The organism is Methylorubrum aminovorans (genome assembly GCF_022179725.1).
In the GTDB taxonomy this organism is placed as follows: Bacteria; Pseudomonadota; Alphaproteobacteria; order Rhizobiales; family Beijerinckiaceae; genus Methylobacterium; species Methylobacterium aminovorans.
The window spans coordinates 22714-48388 of the sequence record NZ_BPRC01000032.1 but is presented as its reverse complement, the minus strand read 5'-3'; the positions used below and the strand labels follow the sequence as shown (position 1 = coordinate 48388).

General features: G+C 65.7%; 19 protein-coding genes, 1 pseudogene and 1 riboswitch. Of the genes and pseudogenes, 6 read left to right on the top strand and 14 right to left on the bottom strand.

The window, feature by feature from the left end; genetic code table 11:
* Positions 1 to 360: hypothetical protein (locus MFF24_RS24775; protein WP_238228683.1), on the top strand; the 360-nt coding region annotated here is incomplete at its 5' end.
* 154 nt (positions 361 to 514) lie between these two features.
* Here MFF24_RS24775 and lanM read toward each other — a convergent pair.
* Complete coding sequence (gene lanM / locus MFF24_RS24770) at positions 515 to 907, bottom strand: lanmodulin LanM (RefSeq protein WP_373322746.1); 393 nt, start codon at positions 905 to 907, stop codon at positions 515 to 517.
* A 286-nt stretch (positions 908 to 1193) separates the two neighbouring features.
* Between lanM and MFF24_RS24765 the strand changes: the two genes are divergently transcribed.
* Positions 1194 to 1439, top strand: coding sequence for a hypothetical protein (locus MFF24_RS24765; protein ID WP_238228682.1), 246 nt, complete (start codon positions 1194 to 1196; stop codon positions 1437 to 1439).
* Positions 1440 to 1522: 83 nt separating this feature from the next.
* On the opposite strand, the gene MFF24_RS24760 is transcribed toward MFF24_RS24765, so the two are convergent.
* The gene (locus tag MFF24_RS24760) at positions 1523 to 2119 is read right to left on the bottom strand and encodes a hypothetical protein (RefSeq protein WP_238228681.1); all 597 of its coding nucleotides are present in this window, start codon (positions 2117 to 2119) and stop codon (positions 1523 to 1525) included.
* A gap of 431 nt (positions 2120 to 2550) precedes the next feature.
* Between MFF24_RS24760 and MFF24_RS24755 the strand changes: the two genes are divergently transcribed.
* Positions 2551 to 3924: a TadE/TadG family type IV pilus assembly protein gene (locus MFF24_RS24755; RefSeq protein ID WP_238228680.1), complete on the top strand. Its 1374-nt coding sequence runs from the start codon at positions 2551 to 2553 to the stop codon at positions 3922 to 3924.
* A gap of 211 nt (positions 3925 to 4135) precedes the next feature.
* Here the strand turns inward: MFF24_RS24755 and MFF24_RS24750 are convergent, their stop codons facing one another.
* Complete coding sequence (locus tag MFF24_RS24750) at positions 4136 to 6523, bottom strand: bifunctional diguanylate cyclase/phosphodiesterase (RefSeq protein WP_238228679.1); 2388 nt, start codon at positions 6521 to 6523, stop codon at positions 4136 to 4138.
* Positions 6524 to 6840: 317 nt separating this feature from the next.
* Here MFF24_RS24750 and MFF24_RS24745 point away from each other — a divergent pair, with 317 nt between their 5' ends.
* From MFF24_RS24745 to MFF24_RS24735, 3 genes and pseudogenes are all read left to right on the top strand, one after another.
* Positions 6841 to 10194: an EAL domain-containing protein gene (locus MFF24_RS24745; protein WP_238228678.1), complete on the top strand. Its 3354-nt coding sequence runs from the start codon at positions 6841 to 6843 to the stop codon at positions 10192 to 10194.
* Between the two features lie 606 nt (positions 10195 to 10800).
* Entirely contained in the window at positions 10801 to 11889 is a 1089-nt protein-coding gene (locus tag MFF24_RS24740) for a helix-turn-helix transcriptional regulator (protein WP_238228677.1), read from the top strand.
* Between the two features lie 17 nt (positions 11890 to 11906).
* Positions 11907 to 12056 (top strand): annotated as a pseudogene (locus MFF24_RS24735) (IS5-like element ISMra2 family transposase); the annotation flags it as partial.
* A 368-nt stretch (positions 12057 to 12424) separates the two neighbouring features.
* Here MFF24_RS24735 and MFF24_RS29005 read toward each other — a convergent pair.
* The 11 genes from MFF24_RS29005 to MFF24_RS24690 all read right to left on the bottom strand — a co-directional run bounded on the left by MFF24_RS29005 (position 12425) and on the right by MFF24_RS24690 (position 25657).
* Positions 12425 to 12676, bottom strand: a complete 252-nt coding sequence (locus MFF24_RS29005) for a PepSY-associated transmembrane domain-containing protein (RefSeq protein WP_308445618.1) — start codon at positions 12674 to 12676, stop codon at positions 12425 to 12427.
* Positions 12677 to 12697: 21 nt separating this feature from the next.
* Positions 12698 to 13204 carry a hypothetical protein gene (locus MFF24_RS29000; protein ID WP_308445617.1) on the bottom strand — a complete coding sequence of 169 codons (507 nt, stop codon included), beginning with the start codon at positions 13202 to 13204 and terminating at the stop codon, positions 12698 to 12700.
* Between the two features lie 27 nt (positions 13205 to 13231).
* Positions 13232 to 13885: a hypothetical protein gene (locus MFF24_RS28995; RefSeq protein ID WP_308445616.1), complete on the bottom strand. Its 654-nt coding sequence runs from the start codon at positions 13883 to 13885 to the stop codon at positions 13232 to 13234.
* Positions 13886 to 13893: 8 nt separating this feature from the next.
* Positions 13894 to 14040 carry a hypothetical protein gene (locus MFF24_RS24725; RefSeq protein ID WP_238228676.1) on the bottom strand — a complete coding sequence of 49 codons (147 nt, stop codon included), beginning with the start codon at positions 14038 to 14040 and terminating at the stop codon, positions 13894 to 13896.
* A 32-nt stretch (positions 14041 to 14072) separates the two neighbouring features.
* Positions 14073 to 15563: a DUF3526 domain-containing protein gene (locus MFF24_RS24720; RefSeq protein ID WP_238228675.1), complete on the bottom strand. Its 1491-nt coding sequence runs from the start codon at positions 15561 to 15563 to the stop codon at positions 14073 to 14075.
* Entirely contained in the window at positions 15560 to 16954 is a 1395-nt protein-coding gene (locus MFF24_RS24715; protein WP_238228674.1) for a DUF3526 domain-containing protein, read from the bottom strand. The genes MFF24_RS24720 and MFF24_RS24715 overlap by 4 nt, the downstream gene beginning before the upstream one ends.
* Positions 16951 to 17709 (bottom strand): ABC transporter ATP-binding protein, encoded by a 759-nt coding sequence (locus tag MFF24_RS24710; RefSeq protein ID WP_238228673.1) that lies wholly within the window; start codon positions 17707 to 17709, stop codon positions 16951 to 16953. Before MFF24_RS24710 ends, MFF24_RS24715 begins: the two co-directional genes overlap by 4 nt.
* A 12-nt stretch (positions 17710 to 17721) precedes the next feature.
* Positions 17722 to 19938 carry a TonB-dependent receptor gene (locus MFF24_RS24705; protein ID WP_238228672.1) on the bottom strand — a complete coding sequence of 739 codons (2217 nt, stop codon included), beginning with the start codon at positions 19936 to 19938 and terminating at the stop codon, positions 17722 to 17724.
* A gap of 124 nt (positions 19939 to 20062) precedes the next feature.
* A riboswitch (cobalamin riboswitch) is annotated at positions 20063 to 20259 on the bottom strand.
* Between the two features lie 520 nt (positions 20260 to 20779).
* A complete protein-coding gene (locus MFF24_RS24700; RefSeq protein WP_238228671.1) occupies positions 20780 to 22888 on the bottom strand; it encodes a TonB-dependent receptor family protein in 2109 nt (702 codons plus the stop codon).
* Positions 22889 to 22931: 43 nt separating this feature from the next.
* The gene (locus tag MFF24_RS24695; RefSeq protein ID WP_238228670.1) at positions 22932 to 23282 is read right to left on the bottom strand and encodes a hypothetical protein; all 351 of its coding nucleotides are present in this window, start codon (positions 23280 to 23282) and stop codon (positions 22932 to 22934) included.
* 38 nt (positions 23283 to 23320) lie between these two features.
* Positions 23321 to 25657, bottom strand: coding sequence for a TonB-dependent receptor family protein (locus MFF24_RS24690; RefSeq protein ID WP_238228669.1), 2337 nt, complete (start codon positions 25655 to 25657; stop codon positions 23321 to 23323).
* Between the last annotated feature and the right edge of the window lie 18 nt (positions 25658 to 25675).

The following is a 25675-nucleotide window of genomic DNA, read 5'->3' as shown; positions in this document are numbered from 1 at the left end:
GGTGCCGCAGCCGAGCCCGGCCTGATCGGCCGGGGCCACCCTCTCATCCAGCCGCCGCCCTCGTCCGACCTGCACCCGATCCAACTCGACCGCGAGTTTTTCAACAAAATCGGCGCACAGCTGAACAAGGGGAATGCGAAATCCTGCCCTTTCCAGACTGCTACAACAGCGAGGCCTGCCGGTCCGCCTTTGCGGACGAATCGCTCGCCGCCACGGCCGCCGGCGAGATCCACAGGACCTCCTCGCGCCGCTGCCGGGCGTGATCGGACAGCCTCGGCGCTGGTGGGCGGCTACGCGGCGCTGTCGAGCTACACCAACCTCGGTGGCCAGCTCACGGTGTTCTCGCTGCCGAACAACTAAGACGAGCCATCCTCTCCGGATGAACGATGCCGGCGCGGGACACCGCGCCGGCATTTTCCGTTGCCCTGTGAAGGCGTTGGAAGAACCCCAATCCTGCTCTGCCCTACCCTACCGCGGCGCACTCAGTGACCTGACGCGCCATGGTACACAGACCTCAGCGGATCAGATTATAGAGCTGCTTGCCGGCGGGCGACTTCAGCTCCTTGGCATCCACAGTGCCGTCGTTGTCCGGATCAGCCTGCTGGAACGCCTGCGCCGTCAGGGCCAGGTACTCTTTCTCGTCCAGCGTGCCATCGCTGTCCGGATCGGCGGCCTTCAGCGCCTTCTTGCTCACACGGCCCTTCAACTCCCTGACGTCGAGTGTGCCATCGCTGTCCTTCTCCAGCTTGGCGAAGGCGGCAGATGCAGCCGTCTGGGCCTCCTTGAGATCGATCGTACCGTCGTTATCGGGATCGAAGGCCCGGAGGCCGGGAGCCGCAAGCGCCGGGGCCGCAGCGCCGCTGAGCATGAGGGCGAACAGGGCAATGGGGAACACGCGCTTAGCCATCGAAACCTCCCCCTGTGCGGCCCTAGCGATGGTGCACTGCTGCAAAACGGGGTTCTGATGCCTAGATTGCGTGGGATCATTTGGCAACTTTGACCAGGACGGTTTCCGGTCCGCCGCGGCCATCCTGCTCAGCCGGTCGAGGACGTTCCGGTATATTTGGAGCGAAAACAATCCCCATTCTATCTGCAGAAAATTTCTATAAATAAGACCATATTAAGCAGCGCATAAATTCTCGGAACATGATGCGTCCGCTGAGGTTTACCGCACATCGTTGCAGGAGTTATTCATGTCAAAGCTTCTCACTGCGGTGCTTGTCTCGTCTTTCATGATCGGAACCGGCAGCGCTGCTCTTGCCCAGCAGTCGACGACCTCAAGTCCCTCAAGCGTGCCCAACGAGGCTCAGAAGGGCGATAAAATGAAGGCCGGTGAAATGGGCGGTGGCTCAGGCAACACCGGTGTGCCTGGAACGTCACCTGCCGCCGAGGGCAACAAGAACCAGGACTCGCGGACAACAAAGACGCGCGACCGCTGATCCCGGAAGCGTTCCTAGGAACGAAAGGCATTCGCTTCGCCTTTCGTTCCTGCGCAGTTCTTCAGCACGTCGCGGGGTGCGTCCTACTTCTTGTGCGTCGGCCGGGCACGCATGGCCAGCTCACGCCTGACCAGGTCACGCACATGAGGCTGGAGCGCGGCTGAGCGGAGCTTGTGTTCCAGCGTCTGGTCGGACACGTCTGCAAAAGGCCGCGTCCGCGCCCAGCGCCGGTGGACTGTGGCAGGCTTCGCATTGGCCGGTATCCATGATGCTGGCACGTCCGGACCGGGAACGGTCTGATCGTCACAGACCGGTTGGTTAGCTGGGTCTGCGGTGCCAGACGTCGCGTCGCAGGTTTTTTCTCCGGGCGGACGTGAAGGCTGTGCTCGCGCCAGCAAGATAGCCGTCCGCACCGCCTTTTCCTTGGCCCCTGCCGGTGTGGTCCTGTCGCGCAGGACAGCCGTGGCAAAGCGGTTCTCCCGGATCGCCATGGACAGGTTGAGAACGTAGGTGTCCGTCAACACGGCTTCCTCCGTCATCCGTCCCTTGAGGACCGCCTCAACAAGGCCGTCCACCTGCTCATTAGTAACAACCTTGGCCTTGAGGAGGCCTGCGACGGTAAGAGGATTAGCCATGATCCCAGGATACCCGACAAGGGTATCGATGTCGTCCAGGCGCAAGTGTCCTGCGGCTGACGCCGTCCGGCGCGAGAAAAGCCGACGCAGTCATTTTTAAAGTTGTATTGCGCCGTTGCGGTAACCAGACTGGCTCATCGCTGTCGACCCATCATGGTTACCGGTGCTTATCCCGGTGCCGCTGTGACGTACGCAGCATCCACACTGAGCGTGTTCAGCGCAGTTTACGCAGGATCATGCGCTTCCTCGGATTTTCTCGTGCTGTAGTCAGATCGTACATCGAACAGGGCTAGTTGCGGGGCTGCAAACATAGGTTGGTTCATAACGCTTGAAGCTCGGCAGCCGGGGCACAAGACAATTGAAGGCACTCTGTTAAGCTGCTGACGCTAGAACGGAGCTGAAGGTAAGGCGCTTGGTAGGTCATCTTGGTTCACGGTTTCGGACGCCTGTGGAGCAGACTAGCGCCATCAAACCGCATGGTCAGCGCCTTTAATCGGGATAGCGGCGGCACCGTCACCGTCATCGTCGCACTCGCCGCAACGACCCTGATCGGACTTGTGGGTGGGGCGATGGACTACGCCCGGCTGGTCTCGGCCCAGGGCCATATCCAGCAGGCGGCCGACGCCGGCGTGATGGCCGGTGGCAATGCCCTCAAACTTGTTGTGTCCAATACCGCATCGATTGTCGGCCTGACCACCCAGACCATCCAGGCCGAGATCAAGGACGGCGCCAAAAACCCCGTCACGATCCAGGTTGACGTTGCTAGCGACAAAACCAGCGTGACAGCGACGGTCGAGCAGACTATCCAGCTCACCTTCGGGCCGTTCGTCGGCATGTCGTCACAGAAGCTTTCGGCCAAGGCCAAGGCCAGCGTCGTCGGCAAGATGCGCCTGTGCATGCTCGCGCTCGATCCGGCCGCGGCCGGTGCGTTCAACCTCGAAAAGAACGCGCAGGTCACGGCCTACGACTGTGCGCTGTACTCCAATTCCAAAAGTGCGTCCGGCATGGTCGGCAGGGACAATGCGATGGCTCGCGCGCAGACGATCTGCTCGGCGGGTGGGGCCAGCACCACGCGCGCGAACTTCACGCCCAACCCACAATCAGGCTGCCCAGTCGTTCCCGATCCCCTTGCCGACCGCCCATTACCTGAAATCGGGAGCTGTATGACGTTGCCCTCCGGGGCGTCCAAGAAGACCAAGGCCGGCAAGAACCTGATAGATCAGAGCGTCACCCTCTCCCCAGGGACGTATTGCGGGGGAGTGGAAATCAGGAAGAAGGCTGTCGTCACGCTCAATCCGGGCGTCTACATTATGAAGGATGGCCCACTCCTAGTTACGAATGACGCATCACTGTCTGGTGCGGACGTAGCGTTTTATTTTACAGGCGACAAAGGTAGCCTGCTCTTCGACAAGAAGACGACGATCAGTCTTTCTGCTCCCGTCAATGGCACCATGGCCGGTTTGTTGATGTCGGAGGAGAAGACCGTTTCAGCGCCGGTTGATCCCGTATCTCAACTTGAAGATGAGGACGAGGAGGGCACCTCAACGGTCAGTCTCAAGCCAGGCAAGACGCCTCCGCCGCTCGCTGCCAGCAAGGCGATGCGGACATACCGCATCATCAGCGACAACGCCCGCACCATGCTCGGCACCATCTACCTGCCGAGCGGCCGGCTGGTGATTGATGCAAGTCGCCCGGTGGCGGATATGTCGGCCTACACTGTCGTGGTGGCCCAACAGATCAACCTCTACGAGGGGCCGAACCTCGTTCTCAACGCCAACTACAACAACACGAGCGTGCCGGTGCCGAAGGGGCTGGGGCCTGTCTCAGGACGGCTGTTGCTCAGTCAGTAAGCGTGCTGCCCGCAAGCGGGCAATCTCGTCGTCGACCTGCTTGAGGGCCTGTAACGCTTCGGCAGTGTCCTGCCCACGTTCCGCACATTCGAGCAGGTCTTGCAGCAGTGCCTCGTGGCGCGCCTGGGCTTCTGAAATGTGCGCTTGGTCGGGATCGCGGGCCGTGCTCCGGTGCTCCAAATGTGCTCGCGGAAGCGGTGACTGGAGTAGCTCAGGCGCGTTTTCGGTCGACGGAAACGAGTGGAATCGTGCCGTGCGTATGCTGGGTGAACTGGGCGATGGGTGACGGACGGCCCATCAGGTAGCCCTGCGCGGCGTGGCACTGCTCCGCGACAAGGAAGCCAAGCTCGGCCTCGGTCTCCACCCCCTCCGCCAGGACCGGCAACCCGAGGCCGCGCCCCAGGCCGAGGACCGAGCGGACGATGGCCGCGGTCTGCTCGTTGCTGTCGACCGAGCGCACGAACGAGCTGTCGATCTTGATCTTATCAAATGGGAACGAGCGAAGGTTCGACAGGGACGAGTAGCCCGTGCCGAAGTCGTCCATGGCGATGCGCAGGCCGAGCGACTTCAACTGGCGCAGGGTGAGCAGCGCCCGGTTCGGGTCGCTGATGAGCGCGGTCTCGGTCACTTCGACCTCAAGCTGGTGCGGCGCCAACCCGGTCCGAAGCAGCACCTCGTGCACGAGGCCGACGAAGTGCGGGCTGTGGATCTGCACCGCCGAGACGTTGACGGCGATGGACAGGGGCTGCGGCCAGGTCGCTGCCTCGCGGCAAGCCTCGCGCAGCACCCACTCGCCAATCTGCAGGATGGCGTCGCTCTCCTCGGCGATGGGAATGAACACCGCCGGCGAGACGTAGCCGCGCTCGGGGTGCTTCCATCGCAGCAGAGCCTCGAAGCCGATGACGGCGCCTGAGCCCACGTCGGTCTGCGGCTGGTAGACAAGGTGCATCTCGCCGCGGGCCACGGCGTGGCGCAGGTCGTGCTCCAAGAGACGTCGCTCGCGCACCTCGATACCCATCCTCGCCTCGAAGAAGCGGTAGGTGCCGCGGCCCTCCGACTTGGCGCGGTAAAGGGCGGTGTCAGCGTAGCTGAGAAGGGCAGCCCGCTCCTGCGCATCGTCCGGGTAGAGGGCGATGCCGATGCTGGTGGCGATCTGCGGGCCGTTGCCCTCCGCCTTGCCGGCGCGCAGCGCCTCTAGGATGCGCTCGGCGAGGCGGCCAGCCTCGGACGGTCCGTCGCAGGGCGCCAGCACGGCGAACTCGTCGCCGCCGAGCCGGGCCATCATCTGAGTGTCATCGAGCCCGGCCGAGATGATGCGGGCCACGCTCTCCAGCATGGCGTCGCCGGCAGCGTGACCGAACAGGTCGTTGACTTCCTTGAAGCGGTCAAGGTCGAGGCAGAGCACCGCGAGCTTGCGCCCGCCCGCGTCGGCGGCCCGCATCTCTTGCTCCAGCCGCTTGCCGAAGCTGGCACGGTTGGCGAGCCCAGTGAGCGCGTCGTGGTGGGCGAGGAACTGGATCTGGCTCTCGGCCTGCCGGCGGGCCCGCAGATCGCGCACGGCCACCGCGTAGTGCGGGCGGCCGGCATGCTCGACCGGCTGCATGATGATTTCGGCCGGCACCAGCGTCCCGTCGGCCTGCCGGATCTCGGCCTCGACCGGGCGCTCGGGCTGGCCGGCCAGCGCGAGTCGGGCTGCGTCGCCCGTAAGGTACGCCGAAAGGGCCGTGCCCACGAGCGCGTCCTGCGGCAGCCCAACGAGCTTGGCGAAGCTGCGGTTGGCGCTCACCACGATGTCGCCGGTGCAGACGACGAGGCCCTCGACGGCGGCGTTGGCGAGGCTATGCAGGCGGTCGGCCTCCAGCTTGGCGTGGCGGCGGTCTCGCACGTCGAGCGCCAGAGCGGCCCCCGCGAGGAGTAGGATGGCGAAACTCGCGAGCGCGACCGCGACCGCGAGCCAGGCGTTCGGAACGGCTGCCTCGGAAACGGCAAGCGTCGGGTCGGGCGTGACCGTGACAGCGCCCATGGCGGTGAAATGGTGGCTGCAGATGGCGAGCAGCAGCAGGAGCGCGGCCGGCAACTGACGGACGAGGCCGCGGGCCCCGGCCTGTGCCGCGAGGGCGGCGCCACCCAGGATGCTGCCGAGCGCGAGCGAGACGCCGACGGCGGCCGGGTTCCACGCCTTGTGGCCGGCGACATCGTAGGCGGCCATGCCGGTGTAGTGCATGGCCGCAATGCCGCCTCCGAGGATCGCGCCCCCGGTCCAGGCTGCGACGCTGCCGCCGACGAGGACGGCGAGTGAGAGGCCGGAACCGGCGAGCGCGATGGCGATGACCAGCGAGAGCCCGGTGAGGGCGACGTCGTAGCCGCTTGGCACACCGGGCGCGAAGGCGAGCATGGCGATGAAATGGGTCGCCCAGATGCCGGAACCGCCGGCGGCGGCCGCCACAGCAAGCCAGCCTGCCTGGGCCAAGCCTTCCGCCCTGCGGGCGTGACTGACCAAGCAGACGGTGGTCAGGGACGAGAGAGCGCAAATGCCTGCCGCCAGGGCGATGAGGCGGAGGTCATGGGCCTCGACGAGGCAGCCGACGACGGTAAGCATGCGTGCACCCGGGGACGTTCGAGCCCCCAGGATGAGCCATGGCGGTGTAGGCCGATTTAATGGCGCGCAATCCGCACAGGAATCCACAGATCGAGAGGCCATGGAACCGCCGCGCCGACGGCAGGAGATTAGCCCATTGCGGTCAGGCCCGCGCAGCGGCCCTGAATGCGGAGCGGTCACGCACTTCCCCATCGACATCCCGATGATTGAATTCCCACGGCAAGCTTGCTGGGGAGGATCGACAGCGAAATCGGACAATTGGCGATGAAGCGCCGCGTAACGGAACCTTAGCGAGGTTCTGATGAGCCTTACGACCGATGGAACCGGACGTCATGCCCAGCCCCGCCGCCAATGTCACCGAAGAAGCGCGCGTGGCCCGGCTTCGGGAGCTCGGCGTTGAATCGATAGGGCCGTCCCCAGCGCTCGACCGCATCTGCGATCTCGCCCGCCAGACCTTCGCCGTGCCCATCGCATACGTCTCCATCCTCGATGAAGACAAGCAGTGGCCGAAGGCTCAGTGCGGGGTGGTCCTGGGTGAGATGCCACGCGAGCAGTCACTCTGCGACCATACGCTGCGCAGCGACGACGTACTGGTCGTCTCCGACACTTCGCAGGACGAGCGCTTCGCAACAAACCCGCTCGTGACGGACGGACCTCGCATCCGGTTCTATGTTGGTGCCCCCTTGCTGCTCGGAGAAGGCGTCCGGCTCGGTGCGCTCTGCATCGCCGACACCGCACCGCGCGAATTCCGGCCGGATCAGGCCACGATCCTGACACGCTTTGCCGAGGCGGCAACGGCGGAGCTGCTTCGCCATCGTACGGACGTCGAGGCGGCAGCGGATCGAGAGGAACTGAAGCGGATCGCGGTACAGACGGCTGAGTGGGAAGGGCAACTGCTGAAGCAGCGCACGCTTCTCTCGCAGGCGGAGAGCGTCGCCGTCTCGGGGAGCTGGGAAGTCGACCTCGCAACCGGAGAGCTGACCTGGTCCGATGGCCTCTATCGGCTCCTGGGGGTAGAGCCCGATGCTGGGCACGACGCGGCGGATCTGTTCAGGCGAAGCACCGTCCCCGAGGATCTCCATCTTCTCGACGCTGCGATCGAAGCTGTCGGGCAGGCCCGCCCCTTCGCCATGGAGATCCGCATCGTCGACGCCGGAGGACGGACGCGGCACCTATCGAGCCGCGGCGGTCCGATCGGCGCCGTCGCTGGGCGGCCGCCGCGCATGGTCGGGATCCTCTGCGACGTCACGGAAGCAAAAGCCGTCGAAGCGGCGCTCCGCGAGAGCGAGGATCACTATCGCCATGCCGTGGAGTTGAGCCCCCAGATCCCCTGGACGGCGGATGCACAAGGGCGGATCACCGAAGCGGGTCCTCGCTGGATCAAGCTGACTGGCATGACCCCGGCACAGACCCTGGGTCACGGCTGGAGCAAAGCTCTCCATCCCGACGATCTCCAGGCGACGGTGGCCCGATGGACCCGCGCACTGGAAGAGCGACATCCGCTCGACATCGAGTACCGCGTCAGACTGCAGTCGGGCGTGTACCGCTGGTTCCGCGCCTACGCAGCGCCGAGGTTGGCAGCAGACGGCTCGGTTGTGCGCTGGTACGGTACACTCGAAGACATCCATGATCGCAGGAGCACGGAAGAGGCGCTTCGGCGAAGCGAGGTTTTCGCGCGCAGCGTCCTCGACGGTAGTCCGGACTTCGTTACCGTGCTTGATCTGGACGGCTGTGTGCGCTCGCTCGGCCGAAGGGCGGCGGAGCGGTTGGGCCCGGACGTGGCCGAGCGGGTCATCGGCCGCCCATGGACCGATGGCTGGCCGAGATCCCACCGGGTTTTTGTCGAACAAGCTGTAGCTCTTGCACGGACCGGCGCTGGACACCGCTTCTCGTGCCGATGCCCGGACAGGAACGGGTCGGATGCATGGTGGGATGTCTCGGTAGACCCTGTCCGGGATGCGGACGGCACGATCACGCACATCCTCGCCATCTCGCGCGACGTCTCGGAACAGGAGCGGATGCGGCAGGAGGTCGATGCGATGCGTGGCCGGCTTGCCGCCGTGCTGGAGAGTACCACCGACAGTGTCATCGTTGTCGACCGCAAGTTCCACGTCACCTACATGAACCCGCACGCTAGGGCGTTCGTCAGCCGAACGAGCACGCTTGAGGTCGGCGGCTGCCTCTGGGATGCCTATCCCGAGTTCATGACGACTGACCTCCTCGGGCGGTTCGAAGCCGTTCTTGAACGTGGTCAAACCGTCAGATTCGAGATGTTTGCCGAGCGATCGGGCATCTGGCTGGACGTTCACGCCTACCCGAGTGGAGGAGACAGCGTTTCTCTCTTCTTCCGGGACGTGACCGATGCCCGCCGTGCGCGCGACGAGATCGTCCATCTCGCTCATCACGATCCACTGACGGGCCTGTCCAACCGCACGAGCTTCAACAACATGTTGGAGGATGCACTGGCGCGGCGCGGCGAGGATGTCGCCGTCCTCCTGCTCGATCTCGACCTCTTCAAGGAGGTCAACGACACCCTCGGGCATCCGGTCGGCGACGACTTGCTGCGCGCCGTCGCGACTCGACTTCAAAAGTCTGTGGGTGAAGCAAGCCTGCTGGCCCGGCTCGGAGGCGACGAGTTTGCGGTCGTGGGGACGGCGGGAACGGAGGCGGCGTTGGCGCTCGCCGGGAGGATGGTCACCTGCCTCAAGACACCATTTGATATCGACGGCAACATAATCCGCCTCGGCGCAAGCGTCGGGGTGGCCGTGGCCGGCAATGATTGCCGGTCCACGAACGAACTGTTCAAGGCTGCCGACATCGCACTCTACAGGGCGAAAGCGGATGGTGGCGGTCGCGTGCGGTTGTTCGAGGATACCATGCTGGAGCAGATCCGGGCCCGGCAGTCTATGAGGCGGGATCTTGGCGTCGCTCTGGAGCGGCGTGAGCTGCATCTCGTCTACCAGCCGCTAGTAGACCTCCGCTCCGGTCGTACTGGTTGCGTCGAGGCCCTGCTCCGCTGGGCCCATCCTGAGAGAGGCAGCGTATCCCCGGCGGAGTTCATCCCATTGGCCGAGGAAACTGGCCTCATCGACCCAATTGGCGACTGGGTTTTGGAGACTGCCTGTCGGCAGGCTGTTGAGTGGCCGGACCACGTCTCCGTCGCAGTCAATGTCTCGGCAGTCCAATTCCGTCGCGACAGCCTTCCGCTGCGAGTGGCAGCAGCCCTTGCCCGATCAGGTCTTGACCCAGCTCGCCTTGAGCTTGAGATCACGGAATCGGTGCTGCTCCACGACAATGAACACAACATGCGTGTGCTGCATGCCTTGAAAAGGCTTGGGGTGCGCATCGCGCTCGACGATTTTGGGACTGGGTACTCCTCGCTGTCGTACCTGCGCCTTTTCCCGTTCGACAAGCTCAAGCTCGACCGCAGCTTCGTCAACGACATCGGACATTCGGCCCAGTCGGAAGCAATCATCCGTGCGGCGGGTGAGATGGGCACTGCGCTGTCCATGGTCACAACGGCCGAAGGCGTCGAGACAGCAGAGCAACTCGCCTGGTTGAGGACGCATGGCTGGTCGCAGGCGCAGGGCTACTTCGTCGGACGCCCGTCCCACTCACCATTCAACCTGGCTTCTGCCTTTGGCACAAAGGTGGGTAGATCTTCCTTCTGATGCAAATGAGTTTGTGCTGTATCGTTTCACGCCGATGAAGCAGGGTCGCTAATGCACCCGTATGCCAATATGTCGTGACCGCCGGACTAAGCATTCCATGCCAATGGCAGTTCTCGGGGGCTGAGCGGTCATTCTAACGGCTCTGTTTGAAAGGCCGCTTATGGCGGATTTCGTTGAAAGACTCGGGACCGGTCTTAGGCGGCAACACGACCTGCGCTAGGCGGAGAACATATTTCTAACAAGTCGATCATAAACCGCCTTCGTGGCGGGAATATATCTCATTGTATAGAAAAATCATCTATAGCGCTCAGCCTAAGATGACGCATGAAGTGCAGAGCCTGAGTTTTTCAACAAAATCAACGCGAAGCCGAACAAGCGGCGTGCGAACTCCTGCCCCCAGCCATCAGGGTCAATGGGACCGAGGTCGCCCCCCGAAGATATACGCGTTTCCCACTTCGATCTGCTGCGGAAGCGCCTCCATCTGACCGGCACTGTGGCTTCACTGCCATACCGCATTTGCGGGATGGGTAGATATGAAAGTGACAGCGCTAGGCAGCAGAGGCGTGTCTGCCCGGCCTAAGCGAGGTTGCAGCCCCAGGGTGCGCAATGTCGATCGAACTCGAAGAACTGGTTGATCGCGTCTACGAAGCCGCAGCCGTTCCCGAACTCTGGCCTTCGACCTTGAGCGAGATCGGCAAATTCGGTGGGGGCGGCGGCGCTCTGCTGTTCACCAGCCAGAAGCAGGACTTCCGCTACGTCGCTTCGCCCGAACTCGAAGGCTACATGACCGAGTTCATGGCCGGCGGTTGGGTCGCCCACAACGATCGTCCTGTCCGCCTCTTCGCCAAACAGCATGCAGGCTTCCTGACCGACCTCGACGTGTACACACGCGAGGAGCTCGACGCGAACCTGCTGTTCACGGACTTCCTGCGACCGCGCGGGTTCGGCTGGGGTGCCGCGACCGCCATCACGGTGCCGAGCGGCGAACGGATCGTCTTCGACGTAGAGCGGGCCTACAGGGATGGGCCAGTCCCGGCCGACGTCATCGCACGGCTCGACGTTATGCGGCCGCACCTTGCACGCGCGGCAACGCTCGCGGCGCGTCTGCGTCTGCAGGCTGTGCAGGTTGCCGCCGATGTGCTGCAGATGGTCGGTCTGCCGGCCGCCGTCCTCGGCCGTCAGGGACAGGCCCTGGCGATGAACCAGGGCTGTGAGGCACTCCTCGGCACCACCGTACGCGACGGGCCCCGCTTCGGGCTCACGGATCCGGCCGGCGACCGCCTGCTGGCCGAGGCGCTGCAGGCTGTAGCGGCGGTCGCGCTGTCGAGCACGCGGTCCATTCCCATCCCGGCCCGGGAGACCGAGCCACCCGCCGTCGCCCATGTTCTTCCGGTCAGGCGCAGCGCGCGGGACCTGTTCACGGCGGCCTCCGCTGTCGTGGTCATCACCCCCCTGGCACAGGCCCAACTTCCCGGCCTGTCGGTGCTGGAAGGCCTGTTTGATCTGACACCCGCTGAGGCGCGGGTGGCGCGCAGCATTACGGGCTGCCGCACCGTCGAACAGATCGCGGCAGAGTTCGGCACGTCACCGCAGACGGTACGCTCTCAGCTTAAGAGCGTCATGGCCAAGACAGGCGTGAGCCGGCAGGCCGAGCTCGTCAGTCTGCTCTCGGGAGCGGCGCTGCCGTGGGCGTGACAGGCCACCTATCTTGTGATTTCTCCACCTACTGGGAGCGCAACAAGGTCGAGCGGCTGATCAACCACCTCAAGCAGTACCGCCGCATCGCCACCCGCTATGAGAAACGGGCAGCCAACTACCTCGCCATGGTCAAGCTTGGCATGACGATGCTCTGGCTTAAATGACTTTGCAGAAACGCCCTAGCGGGGGGCAGCGTGACGAGGTTGTAGGCCGCCGCGACAAATCCGATGCAGCCGGCACCCAGGAGCAGACGCCGGCAGCCCCGCAGCGCCAAGGACATGTGTCTGAAGTCGCCTAGTAAGCGGACTGACATAAGATCGAACTCGAACGTGTTAATGGTGCACAGCCGAACAAGCGGCGAGCGAACTCCTGACCCCTCTCGGACATTCCATTCGCGTGCCTGCAATCCACGCTGCTGACCTGAAGCGGACCTCTGGCCGTACGGTCATGAGTGTATGAAAATTTAATTCTTTCCTGACATGCACCAACACTGCTACCGATCCCTGGTCGGCGGTAGATGAGCGGATGGACCTCACCTGACTCCGCTGAGACGGCGCCAGCCGATCACGACGCCTGACACCGAGATGATCAGGCCGGCTGCCGAGAGCAGCCATAGCACAGCGTCCCAGACTGGACGTCGCTGCAGCAGGAACCGGAAGTCAAAGCTGTGCGGGGCGTTGAACAACCAGCGGTAAGTTCGTGAGGATTGGTCAGCCCGGTTGAGCACCTCGCCGGTTGTCGGATCGATGTGGAACCATGTCGCGTCTGGGTCGGCGAACTTCACGCGCAACACCGGCAGGCGGCGTTAGAGATGGTGGGAGTACCAGTACGCGTCCTCTTCGGTCAGGAGCGCCGCTTCACGGATCGGGGCGCCGGGCAGCAACTGCTGAGCTGCGGTTGCGAGCCTAGAAACCGCCGGGGGTGCAGGCTGCGCCGCCCAGGAACAGCATGCCAATGTCGAACCATCCTGACAGCTCAGGACTGCCTGCGGCTCGCCACCGAGCCAAGCGAACCTGACTTCAACGACATCCGAGCAGGCGGTGGCGTGAACGGCAGCGAGGTCGAGATCCCAACGAGGCGCTGTAACACCGGCATAGCGCTCGAGCATGGCTTGGCTCGGCGCCCGCGGGCCGAACCAGCGGTTCGGGTTCATCGATAACCAGCCGCTGGCAACGAAGGTCAGCAGCGTCAGACCGCCGAGCAGGCCGCCGATATGGTGCCAGGCCGCCCAGCCGCGGTAGGGCGAGACTGAGCCCGATGCATAGCGGCGGCGCAGCCGGACACGAAGCAGTCCGACCCACAGACCCGTCACCGCGCCGATGATCGCGACGCCCGAGACTCAGAGAACCACGTCGCGCCACATCTCGACCTGCGCCCGCAGCGGCGTCAAGTAGATCCAGTGTGGGATGGCGCCGAACCAGTTCCAGAACCGCTCCCCGCCTGTGGTGTCGAGGGCGATCTGGCCCGTGCGGGCGGAGACGTAGAGGCGGGTGTGGTCTGGATCGCCAAGAGTGATGAGGTGGAACGGTCGCAGGGGATCGTAGCGTGCGGTCACCGACCACTGGTCACGATCGACCTTCCCGAGGAGCTGGGGCTGCTGAGCACGCCGATCGTGCCGTGCGACGGAGAGGGCCTGCTCGGCATCGACACCGGTGATCGGACGCCGCTCGGCTGCCGAGACGGTCGCCTGTCCGCCGTCCCAGCCCACGATGCGGTAGACTGGTTCGCGGTCAAGCATTGTCAGCCGCAGGTCGCGGGGGAAGCGGGTCTGACCGGTGGCTTCGAGCGCCTCGCGCGGCGTTACCACGACCTGATCCCAGACGAGGCGCGGCAAGCTGCCCCGGCGCTCCGTCTCCGTCAGGCTCGGGAAGCCAACGTACATCATGACGAGGCCGGACACGAACCACGTCACGAACAGCAGGCAGGTCAGGATGCCGAGCCAGCGATGGGCGAGATAGAGCCAGCGCTTGCCGCGCTTCAGCAGCGTTCGCATCGTGTGCCTCACGGTGCGATGCTCGGAGCGAACCCAGCCGAGCACAGCCTTCCCGGCGGCCACGCGTCGGCGCTGCCGTTCACCGGTGAGATCGTGTCGCGCAGGCCGTCGATCGGCCAGCCGATATGTGCGGTCTCGCCGATGCGTCGATCCACGTTCGTCCTCACCTCGCTTGGATGCGAGAGCGTCACGACGGCCACTCCGTGAGTCGGCGATAGGTGAGAGCTGTCAGCAGCAGCGCGCCAGCCAAGAGGCAGCCGAGCGCCGCCAGCGCCTCACGCTGGGCGGTGGCACGAGGGATCGCGGGCTCGAATGCCGGCACGGCATCGTAGGCATCGAAGCCGAGACGGGCCGAGCAGCCCGCGCAGACAGGAACCGGGTTCATGGCCTGGGCCAGGATGCGCGGCTCGAAGAAGGTGCGCAGCCGGCGCCGATAGGCGCCGCCGGCCGTCAGGAAGTCCGCGTGTCGTGCCGCATCCGTTCCGGCCGCGGTCTCCAGCGCGAGGGCCAGGATCGTGGCGGGGGAGAGGAGCGCCAGACGGCGGCTCCAGGCCGAGGCGGCCAGAGCGTGCTCGTGCCAAGACTCGCGATGATCGGCTAGGGCTTCGTCGTAGAACGCGTCGCGGGCCAGACGCTTGATCTCAGGCGCCTCAACGAGCTCCGGCCGCTGCTGCGCGGTGTCTGGAACCTTGCGGGATGCCCAGACAGCCGTGATCCGCGCCCCCTTCTCGGCGGTCGAGAACAGGGCTTGGGCCTGCCGGCTGGCATCAATGGCCGCAATCCGGGACGGCATCGGTGCGAGTGCATCGAGCGCGATGCCGAGCCCCGTCGGCAGAACCACGGTGATGCCGGCCCAGGTCAGCACGAGGATCGCCAGAGCAGCGACCGCTCCCCGCCAGAGGCTTGCCACCAGCGCGCAGGCCGCAACCCAGAGCAAGACGTAGGTCGCAAGTGCCGCGGCGAGCAGCGCCAGCGTGGTCTCCCAGCCGGCGAGCGGTCCGAGGCCGCCGGCGAGGGCCAGCGCCAAGCCCGTGCCACCGACGACACCGGTGACGGCGACCAGCGCGACCGCACCGAACTTCGCCGCCGCGACCCGGCGCGGCCCAACGGGCTGCGCGGCGATCATCCGCAGGATCCCGCTATCCTGCTCGGCCGAGAGGCGCGTGCCGGCGAGCGCGATCACCGCGAGCGGGACGAGGTAGACCAGGACGAAGGCAAGATCGAAGGGGCCTAGCTTGAGTCTGGCGGCCGAGCCGAGCTCGTAGGCCGTATCATCGAACACCGTGCTGAAGCCGAAGCTGACCTTCGTCACTGCGGGCTGCACATCCGACTGGCCGGCAGCGAGGAGGGCGAGCGGGGTCGGAGGCTTCACGGCGTAGGCGGCCATGAAGTAGGTCATGAAGCCGAACGCGTCAGTTGGATCCTGCCAGTAGTTCACCTTGATCGGGCTCGGCTTGGCATAGCGCTCATGAGCGGCCCGGGCCTCACGGACGGCCCGCGCGCTGTCGTCGGCCGCCTCGGCGATGGCGGTACGCTCGCGCGCGACGCGGTCCGCGCCGGTCCAGGCCGCCAGACAGAGGGCCGCGAGGAGCGTAGCAATGATGGCCCAGGTCAATCGTTCGCGCAGGATCAGCCGCAGTTCGGCGCCGAGCAGGCGGGGGAAGCGGGCGACGCTCACGGCTTCAGCCTCCGGATCATCGGTACGCTGAGGCCTGCGAGCAGGGCGAGCCAGAGGGCAAGGACGAGAGCCGGCACCCACGCATCTGCTAGGGACTGCGTGAACGGCAGCGGGGCGTGGACGAAGGGCGGGATTTGCTGCCACAGCTCCGACCCGGCGATGAGCCGGCCCCTCCCGTGCTGCGGACGATCACGGATCTCGCCGTTCATGCGCTCGGAGATCCTGCGGCGATAGGCTTCGGCGCTCCACACGAAATGCGCATGCTGGGCGAAGTCGGTGCCGGCGAGCGTCTGGGAGAGCGCCTGCAGGGCGACCCGCGGGGAGAGCAGGCCCGCCCAAGCGAAGGCTCGCTCCTGACTCGCGAGGCTCTCGAAAAAGGCACCGAGTTCACGATCGTAGACCGCGAAGTTGTGGCTCTCGTTCTCGAACATCATGAGACCGTCGAGGTCGATGGGCAGCTCGCTCGCGTTATCGACGCCGTAGCGGGCCAGGACCTCCCGGGCGCGCTCGTCGCCGGCCTCTGCCGTCTTGTGCGCTCTGAAGCCCGCATCAATGCGCGCCCGGACCTCGCGGTACGAAAGTGCGGGCGCGAGGGCGTCGACACTGGCCGTCGCGAGGCGAGGAGCTGCGACGCAGAGCAGGACCCAGGCGACGAGCGCAGCCGCGAGGGCGGCGCGGGCCGTCCGAGCCACGAGCGAGACGAGCGTCGCCAGGAGCAGGAACACACTCGCGTAGGCGATCTGCACGGCGATCCAGCTCAACAGGCGCGCCGGCACCTGCCAGTCTGCACCATCCTGGCCTGTCATCACCAGGCCGCCGATCGCGAGGAGCGGACAGCCGACGACGAGGATGAGGACGAGGAGAAGCGCCGCGAAACGGGCGGCGAACAGGCGTCCGGGCGGAGCACCGTTACCCAGGGCAAGACGAAGGGTACCGCGCTCCCGGTCCGCAGCGAAGGCGGAGAAGCCGAGCAGAATCGCCGCGAGCGGCACCACCAGCTGCACGATGTCGGCGACGGTGCCGAGGCCGGTGCGGGCGAGCGGACCGGCATCCTGTACAGCGCGGTAGACCGCGTCGTTGAACACGTGCGCCTCCACTCGCACCATGCGGCCGGTATAGGGTTCGGTGCCGGGGTCGAGCACGGCGAGCGGCGCGGAGGGCCGGAAAACCCACAAGCCGAAATGGTCGGCTGAATGAGGGTTCTTGGCATCTTGCCCAAGCCAACGCGCGCGCTCGGCCGCCGTGATCTGGGCCGCTTGAGCCGCATAAAGCTGCGCCTCCCGCCAAGCACCGAAGCCTGTCAGGGCCAGGAGCAGGACCAGCATGGCGCCGATCCAGCGCACACGTGCATCGCGAACGGTCAGCGCGAGTTCAGCCGCGACCTGCTTCATGCCGTAATCTCGGCGAGGCGCTCGATATAGAGGTGTTCAAGCGCGACATGGTCGAGCGTCTTCGGATCGATATCCTCGACGATCCGGCCGCGGCTCAGCACGCCGACGCGGTCGGCCATCTCGCGCACCCGGTAGAGATCGTGAGTCGCCATCAGCACCGCGGTGCCCCGCTCCGCAGCGTGTCTCACCGTGACGGAGAAGTCGGCTGCCGCACTCGGATCGAGCCCGGAGGTCGGCTCGTCCAAAAGGAGAAGCCGCGCTTGGCGGGCGAGGGCGACGGCGATCCCGACCTTCTGGCGCATGCCCTTCGAGTAGGATGCGGCGGGTCGACCATGAGCCTCTTCGGGCAGACCCGCCTCAGTCAGCAGTCGGCGCGAGGCATCGACGGACAAGTCGAGACCGGCCAGGGTCGCGAAGTAGCGCAGGTTCTCGATGCCCGAGAGACCCGGATAGAGGGCGACCTGCTCGGGGATGTAGGCGACATGGCCTCGCGCGCCGACCGGATCGGATCCCGCCTCGATCCCGCAGACCTGGACTGCGCCGGCATCCGGCTTCAGGAAGCCGAGGATCAGGTTGATCGTCGTGGTCTTGCCGGCTCCGTTTGGCCCGAGCAGGGCGAAGACCTCTCCGGCACGGAGCGTGAGATCCAAGCCATCGAGGGCGGTGCGTGCGCCGAACCGCTTGACCGCCGCCCGGATCGCCAGAACGGGATTGTCTGCCCCGGCCTGGGGCAGTTCGCGTTGCTCGATATGCATGCGCAAACGCCCTCAGAAGGCAACGTTGTAGGCGACTTCGACCGAGCGCGGCCGGCCTAATAGCCACGACACCGAACTCCCCGTCACGGGGTAGACCTTGTCGAGTAGGTTGTAGGCACGCACGCTGAAGTGTGAGGTCTCGCTCACGCGGTAGTCCACGCTCGCGTTGACGACCTCGTAGGCCGGACGCCGGACGGTGTTGGCGAAGTCGCTGAAGGTCTCGCCGACGAACTGCACGCCAGCCCGTGCCTCCCAGCGCGGTGCGAATGCCCAGGACAGCCAGAGATTGGCGACGCGAGCGGGAACAGAGATCGGCTGATTGCCCGCGAAGTTGACGGCGGCGCCGCCAACCGCCTGCTGAAAGTCGTCGTACTGGGCATGCACCAAGGCGATGTTGCCTTCGACGCGCCAGTTCTCCCAGAGCCCAAGCGAGGCGAACGCCTCGACGCCATGCGAAGACTGGCTGCCCACCTGGATGGACACGGCTGGCCGCAGCGGATCGGCCGTCAGCAGGTTGTCCTTCGTGATCCGGTAACCAGCCAGCGTGAACTCACCCCGGCCCTCCCAGAACAGCTGCTTGTAACCGACCTCGATTTGCTCGCCGGTCGAGAGTTCGAAATCCTTCTGCGCCAGCGACAGGGTGATCAGCGAGTTTACGGGATCCACGGCGGTGGCGTAGCTCGCGTAGAGCGAGCTGTCGGGCGTCGGGTTGTAAACCGCGCCGAAGCGGTAGCTCAGCGCACTGAAATCCTTCGTGAACCCTGCCGAGGGAGTGCGCGGGTCTGAGCGACGAACTGTAGGCGCATCGTAGCGCACGCCAGCGATCAGCGAGAGCTGTTCCGTCAGAACGAGGCGGTTCTCGGCAAATAGAGAATACTGATCCGAACTGGTGGCGTATCCGAGCGTGGTCAGGTCGAGACTGGAGAAGACGCCGGGGCTGAAGACGAACGGATTGACGCTGGTCTCGCCGCGATAGGGCGAGTTGTTTGTGTGCGAAAACTTGATGTGGTTGACGTCGAAGCCGGCGACGAACTCGTTGCGGAAACCGAACAGCTCGCCCTTGAAGGCGGCATCGAAGCGGTTGCCGATCTGCTCCTGGTTGTGGAAGATTTCGATCGGGTTGGTTCGACGGATCAGGCCAGTGCTTGGCACGAAGGTGTAAGTTTCGACGTTGCGCCAGTGCCGATCCGACTTGAGACGATAGGCCGTGTTGCGGATCGTGATGTCGGCCGTGGGCGTCCATTCGGTCTTGAACTGAGTCCAGTTGTCCTCGAAGACGATGCGACTGTCGTTGACGTTGTAGTTGTTGAATCGGGTGCGGGGATCGATCCGGCCGCCGATCAGAGGCGTGCCGAAGTAGCGCAGCGGCTCCTGGTAGCCGTAATCGTGCGACAGGGTGAACGCGAGATCAGGCGTTGCCTGGTAGAGCACGGCACCCGAGACAGCGAGGTTGCTAAAGTCTCCGTTCTGGCGCAGCCAGCCGTTGGCCTGGTTGGCGCTGACGTTGAGGCGGTAGAAGACGTTCTCGCCGATGGGTCCACCGCTGTCGATGGCAAGGCGCTTCACGCCATCGGAGCCGAGAGCGGCGCGTGCGGCGTTGATCGGTACGGCGACCGGCTTCTTGGGGACGACGTTGATGACGCCGCCGATCGCGCCGTCCCCGTACAGCACGGAAGCCGGCCCACGCAGCACCTCGATCCGGTCGACGTTCCAGGTGTCGAACGGGTAGGTGATCGTACCGGCACCGACATAGAGCCGGGTGCCGTCATAGAGCTGCATCACCGAATTTACGCCGGCAAAGCCGCGGGAGGTGTAGGCGCCGAGGCCGTTACCGGGCGCACCGATGGTCGTGATGCCAGCGGCGTTCTGGGTGATCGCCTCCTGCACGGTCTCCTGCCCACGCTCTCGGATCTTCTGACCTGGGATGACCTCGATGCTGGCGGGCGTCTGCAACGGCGACAGGTCGAGGCGGCTGCCACTGCGGTTCGGCGTGGTGAGGTTCAGCCCGGTCGGCGCCGCCGTGTAGGGCGTTGGTGCTAGAAGCCTTGTGCCGGACCCCGCCCCCTGGACGGCCAGTTCCTCCAGCGCAACGGCGTGCGAACCAGTGGTGATCTCCGCACGCTCCTGTGCCGTCAGAGAGGTCGAGCTTAGAACGAGAGCGCTGGTGGAGAGATACAGGGCAGCAGGCAAGTGCTCGGCAAGCGAGCGGGTACGATCAACGCGGACCATGGGACGAGGAGCCTCGGGCAACGGCAGTGGCACGTCACCGCGAACGAGGCCTCGGCTCACCGCCTCCAAGCAGAAGGGACGGCGCTTCGACACCCATCAGGACACCCCGCCCAATGTGTTTCGCGTGTGACCACGACTGACGGCAGGTCTCCTGGCTCGCGGGTCGCTGCCCTCTCACCGTCTTCCCGGGCGAGGCTGCCCAGTGACATGGTGGCGGAAGGCTCGCCGCTTACAGTTGCGGGGGCAGCCGCGGCATTGAGCTTGCGCCCTCACCGCGTTCCCTTTTGATCCCCGAGGGGAACCGTCACTTAGATGGTAGCGCCTTGGGTCTGCACAGACTGTCGCACGATAGCAACATCCAGCGGGACTCTTGCCCCTACGAGGTCTCGGAGCATGATTCGCCCTTACCCTCAGCCATATTTGTCGACAGCCTGCCGTCCCTTCGGAAACGGTCGATTGCAGAGGTGCCCGCGTAAGGCTGCTGTGGGTCGCAAGCAGTGGCTCCGCGCCTGACGGACGAAGGTCGGCTCATAGCGCGAGCCGACCGTCTAAGCGGCACGACGTACCGACATTCAACTCTGGCACCCTTTTGTCAGCCTCGACTACTCTGAGATCTTCCGTAGCAGTCTGCGGATTTCGCAGGACGTCCAAACCAAGCCACCGCGCGGCTTCCGAATACCCTGAACCCGCAGGCCTCGTGCAAGGCCCTCGCAGGTCGTGATGCCGGCGCCGCGCAGCTCCGCAATGACAGGCCGGATCTCGTCGCGGAACCGCTGCGCCTTCGCGGTTGAGGCCCTGCGGCCGGCCTCACCGAGCTTCGGCCTGCTAACAGGCTGCCTTATCACCACCGGTACCTCAGACCGCCGTAAACCGCCCTACCAGTGCCCGGATTGAAGATCTCCGAGGCGACGTTGGCGACGCCGGCGATGGCCACGCTGGAGATGTAGCGCCTATCGAGAAGGTTGCGCGCCTCAAGGTACCCGGACCAAGCCGAGCCCTGGTCGAAGCCGATCCTGAGGTTCAGGAGCGCATAGGAAGGCACCGTCAGGCTGTTGGCGTTGTCTGCGAAGTAGGCCTGCGGCGACCACTCGACGTTCGGGCCTGCGTAGAAGCCGCTCGGATGCCGGTAGAGCACCTCGGCGCGCAGGTAGTGGGTCGGCACGCCGGGCAGGCGGTTGTCGCCGTAGAGCGCGTCACGAACGAAGTGAAAGTCGTTGTAGGTGTAGGCGGCGTTGAACCAGACGCGGTCCTCAAGCGTCGCGAGCGACTTCAGGAACGCCAGCCCTAGGCCGGCCTCGACGCCCTGGTGCACGGTGCGGTCCGCGTTCACGATGCTGCAGGGGCTGAAGATCGACGTCGTCAGGCACTGCAACTCGTTCCGGATTTCCGAGCGGTAGAGCGAGAGGTCCCAGGTGAGGTCCGGCCGAGCACCGCGCGTCCCGACCTCGTAGGTGGTCGCGGTCTGAGCGCGTAGGTTGGAGGTCGCCACGGTCGCGAACGAGTTCGCGTCGAAGGTCGGCGCCTCGGCGCTGCCCGAGACGTTGCCGTAGACCTGCCACGTGGGGTCGACGTCCCAGAGCACGCCGAACTTCGGCTTAGCGATGTCGTAGGTCGAGCGGCCCGACTGGTTGCCGTCGGTCAGGAAGCGGTCCTTCCGGTCACGGGTCGCGTGCAGGAAGAAGCCACCCCCGACGAGGGCGACGTTCGGCAGGACGAAGAACGAGTTCTCGGCATAGGCCGACATGTTCTCCGAACGGTCGAGGGTCGAGAAGGTCAGGGGTCCCTTCACGGCGCCGTTCAGGTTCACGAACTGCCTGTAGTCGATGGTGCCGTTGTCGACGTTCACGCCCACAACCAAGCGGTTGCGGAAGCCTCCGACGATCCTGTCGTCGGTCGCGCGGACGAAGCCACCGTAGTCCTGCACCGTGTAGTCGAGGTACTCGTAGATCGGGTGGTCGACGCGGCGCTGGACCGTGAAGACGCCGAAGTCCACGGTCGTCTCGTCGAAGCGCAGCGTGGTCTTGTTGGCGAGCCGCACCGAGTCGATGTTGCGCTGCTGGTCCTGCTGGACCCAGACCGGGTTCGCGGCGCGGGGGTTCGTCAACGCCGATTGCCGGGTCACCTCGCCCGGGATGCGCTGGTTGATGGTGTTGGCGTTCACGTAGAAGCGCGTCTCGGCGTCCGGCGAGAACTGGTAGCCGAAGTTGGCGTTGCCGCGCACCGAGTTGCCGTCGCTGTGCTCCCGGAAGCCGTCGAACCGGTCCGCGGACAGGGTGAGGAAGTAGTCGAACGGGCCCGACACCCCGCCTGTCGCGGCCTGTCCCTTCAGGTAGCCGAAGCTGCCGGCGTCGATGCGGGCGTCGAAGGGAAACACGTCGCGGCCTGTCGGGGTGACCAGGTTGATCGCGCCGCCGAGCGCGTTGGCGCCGAACCGCAGCGCGTTGGCGCCCCTGAAGACCTCGACGTAGCGGTAGGCGGTCGGGTCGATCTCGAAGAAGTCGACGAGGCCGTCGGAGGTGTTGATGGGGATGCCGTCCTGGAAGACGTTGATGCCGCGGTTGCCGTAGTTGCGGGAGAGGCCCGAGCCACGGATAGACAGCCGGGCGTCCGAGCCGAACCTGGGCTGCACGATGACGCCGGGCACGAAGTCGAGCACGTCCTTGAGCGTCTGCGCCGGCCGGTTCTTGAACGCCGTGTCCGGGACGAGGGCGACGCCGCCCGGCGTGCGCTGAAGGTCCGCGCGGGCCTGCTCGACGGTCGGTACGGTGAGGCTTGCCGCCTGGGCGCTCGGTGGGAACCGCGTCTCGGCCGACGGCGCAGCGGAACCGGCAACGCTGAGCTCGGAAAGGGTGACGGACTCCGTCGCGGCGGTCCGGGCGAAGACGGAGGTGGAGGCAAGCAGCGTCAACAACAGGGCGGCGTAGAGCTCGACCCGGGGAATTCGGTACATGGCATGAGGTCCGTGGCCTGAAGGATCGGGGAAGGGCGACCGATCAGGCGACGGGTGGGGCGCGTGCGCAGGCCCTGGCTCCCGGAGGGCCCCGCGGACAAGCCATGACCTCCGGACGCCAGGTCAGGGCAACGGCCCGACGAGCGGGCCAAACGACCGGCACCACCGAGCAGGGCGGGACCGCGGCAGAGTTCAGGGCGTGGGCGACGAGGCAGCAATCCGGGTGCCCGTGCGACAGGCGCGCCTTGGACGGTCCGTCATCGCTGCCCGCGTCCTGCCGGCAGAGGACGTGGGCGGGGTCGGGAGACAGAGCGAGGCTTGCACCGCCGAGCACGGCCTGGAGCGCGAGCGCGTACAGGGCTGCCACCGCGATGGCTACGCGCCAGGCACGCATCCTCGGTACCTGTCGAGGCGTCACGCTCCTAGTCGGCATCAGAAGGACAGCCGCATGCCGCCGACGAAGTTACGCGGGGCGCCCGCGAATACCGAGCCTGTGGTGTTGGCCAGGACGCCCGCGCCGTTCTGAAGGCCGGTGGCGGCGCTGATCGAGTTCGCGAGGTTCTGGGCCGAGGCAACGTAGGTCTTGTCGAGGACGTTCCGCGCCTCGAAGAACAGGCTCAGCCGTTTGGCGTAGCCGACGAGTTCCGTCGTGTAGTGCACGTTGAGGTTCACGATGGCGTAGCCGGGCGCCTTCAGGAGGTTGGCGTTGTCGATGAAGAAGTCGTCCTGGAAAACCGTCTCGACGTAGCCGCCCAGGCCCGCCAGGGGACCGGTCGCCTGCTCGTAGCCGATCCGTGCGAGAAGCTGGTTGGCGGGCACGCCCGGGATGTGGTTGCCCGCGCGGTCGAAGCGCCGGGTCAGGCTGCCGGCACTGAGTTGCTCGACGTACCGGGTGTAGATCTGGTCGTCGAAGGTGTACGCGGCGGTCGCCCGCCAGCCCGGCGCGAAAGCCCAGTCCGCCCCGACCTCGACGCCACGATGCTCCGAGGCCGGCGCGTTGAAGGTGTAGCTCAGGAGGCCGGCACCCGGCGATTGCGTGACGAGCTCGTTGCGGAAGAACTCATAGAAGCCGGTCACGCTGAAGCGGACGCCGGGCAGCGGCGTCCAGTCGGCCCCGACGTCGAAGCCGAGGTTCTCCTGGGTCTGGAGCTGTCCGTTGTTGCCGGGCACACCGGCGGAGGTGACGGTGAGGTTCGAGGCCGAGGGTGTGGCGTAGCCGGTCGCCACGCGGCCCCGGAACTGCCAGTCGGCGTTGGGCCGGTAGAGCAGCGAGAGCTCGGGCGCGACGTTCAGGAAGCTACGATCGATGTTGGCCAGGGTGGTGGTGACGCCGCCGGCGGCCGGGAATCCGTAGGTGATGTTGCGGCCGTTAATCGTGGTGTTCTCCGCGCTGATGCCCGCGACCGCGATCCACTGGTCGGAGAGCTGCAGCTCGACGCGGGCCCGCCCGCCGAGGTTGGCCTGCGTGGCCTCAAGGTCGGCGGTCAACGCGCCGAGCCGCGGGCCGCCGTAGGGCGCGCGGTTGTAGGTCAGGCTGTGGCTGTCGAGGGTGTTGTAGGCGAGCGCGACGTAGCCGGTCGCTGGCAGGCCGAACAGGTCGCCACGCCGGGTGACGTCGGTGAGGAAGTTGAAGCCCGGGAAGTCGCCGCGCCCCGAGGACGTATAGAAGGGCTGGTTGATCTGGCGGTCGTCGAACACGAGCTGGGTCCGCCAGGTCGTGAAGGCGTCGAAGTCGTGCTCCCAGCGCCCGCCCACGATGGTGCGCCGGTCGCCGCGGAAGAACGCGCCCTCGTCGGCGGTCACCGGCACGGTGGCGCCGTTCCGGCCGTTGAGGACCAGGTTGTAGGTCACACAACCGGGTGCGGCCGCGGAGGCGGAGGCGCAACCGCGCTGGAAGGGATTAAGGCGGAACTGGTTGAGCGAACCGCGACCGGGCAGGTCGGTGGCGACCTCGTTGTTGATGATCTTCAGAGTGAAGCGGTCATCCGGCGTCGGCGCGTAGGTGCCCAGGAAGTTGATGGTCTGAGTGTCGAACGAGTTGTGGCTGATGAAGCCGTTGCCGCGCGTGTCGCTGGTGAACAGGCTGTACTCGAACGGGCCGCTGACCCCACCGAAGGCGGCGTAGTTGTTGAGGTAGCCGAAGCTGCCAGCATCGACGCCGTACTCGACGCCGTTGATCTCGGAACCTCGACGGGTGACGAAGTTCAGGGCGCCGCCGGTGGCGAAGTTGCCGAAGAACGGTGACTGCGGTCCCCGGAACACGTCGATGCGCGAGTAGGCGCGCGGGTCGACGAGGTCGAAGCGCGAGGAGCCGTCCGCCTGGGTGACGGGGAAGCTGTCCTCCAAGACGACGAAGTTGCGCGACACGCCGGTGGCGCGGGCGTTGTTGCCGCGGATCGAGACGACGACGTCGCGGGGACCGTTGCCCTGCCGCACCGTCACTCCGGGGCTGTTGCGCAGGATGTCGGCCACGCTCGTCGCAGCACGATTGTCGATGACGCCCTCGCGCCCGACGCTGGTGACCACCTCACCGACGGGCCTGTTCAGCGGCGTCGGGGCGGAGACCGGCGGCAGGCCGGGCCCGGCGGTGCCGGCCGACGTGGCCGGCGCTCCGCCGGGGGCGCCATTGCCCTCCGAGGTGACGGAGAGTTCCTCCAGGGCGACAGCTTGGCTGCCGCCTTGGGCCTGAGCGGCGGAGATGGCCAACGGGTTCGTGGCAAGGATGAGGGTCAGCGCGCGAGCGCATCGGCCTGGACGGCGGTGGGACATGACGGACACTCGTCGAGG

Bases quoted from the DNA above. Each gene is read 5' to 3' on its own strand.
- lanM (WP_373322746.1), bottom strand. From the start codon at position 907: ATGGCTAAGCGCGTGTTCCCCATTGCCCTGTTCGCCCTCATGCTCAGC.
- MFF24_RS24765 (WP_238228682.1), top strand. From the start codon at position 1,194: ATGTCAAAGCTTCTCACTGCGGTGCTTGTCTCGTCTTTCATGATCGGA.
- MFF24_RS24755 (WP_238228680.1), top strand. From the start codon at position 2,551: ATGGTCAGCGCCTTTAATCGGGATAGCGGCGGCACCGTCACCGTCATC.
- MFF24_RS24750 (WP_238228679.1), bottom strand. From the start codon at position 6,523: ATGCTTACCGTCGTCGGCTGCCTCGTCGAGGCCCATGACCTCCGCCTC.
- MFF24_RS24745 (WP_238228678.1), top strand. From the start codon at position 6,841: ATGGAACCGGACGTCATGCCCAGCCCCGCCGCCAATGTCACCGAAGAA.
- MFF24_RS24740 (WP_238228677.1), top strand. From the start codon at position 10,801: ATGTCGATCGAACTCGAAGAACTGGTTGATCGCGTCTACGAAGCCGCA.
- MFF24_RS28995 (WP_308445616.1), bottom strand. From the start codon at position 13,885: ATGCGAACGCTGCTGAAGCGCGGCAAGCGCTGGCTCTATCTCGCCCAT.
- MFF24_RS24715 (WP_238228674.1), bottom strand. From the start codon at position 16,954: ATGAAGCAGGTCGCGGCTGAACTCGCGCTGACCGTTCGCGATGCACGT.
- MFF24_RS24710 (WP_238228673.1), bottom strand. From the start codon at position 17,709: ATGCATATCGAGCAACGCGAACTGCCCCAGGCCGGGGCAGACAATCCC.
- MFF24_RS24705 (WP_238228672.1), bottom strand. From the start codon at position 19,938: ATGGTCCGCGTTGATCGTACCCGCTCGCTTGCCGAGCACTTGCCTGCT.
- MFF24_RS24700 (WP_238228671.1), bottom strand. From the start codon at position 22,888: ATGTACCGAATTCCCCGGGTCGAGCTCTACGCCGCCCTGTTGTTGACG.
- MFF24_RS24695 (WP_238228670.1), bottom strand. From the start codon at position 23,282: ATGCGTGCCTGGCGCGTAGCCATCGCGGTGGCAGCCCTGTACGCGCTC.
- MFF24_RS24690 (WP_238228669.1), bottom strand. From the start codon at position 25,657: ATGTCCCACCGCCGTCCAGGCCGATGCGCTCGCGCGCTGACCCTCATC.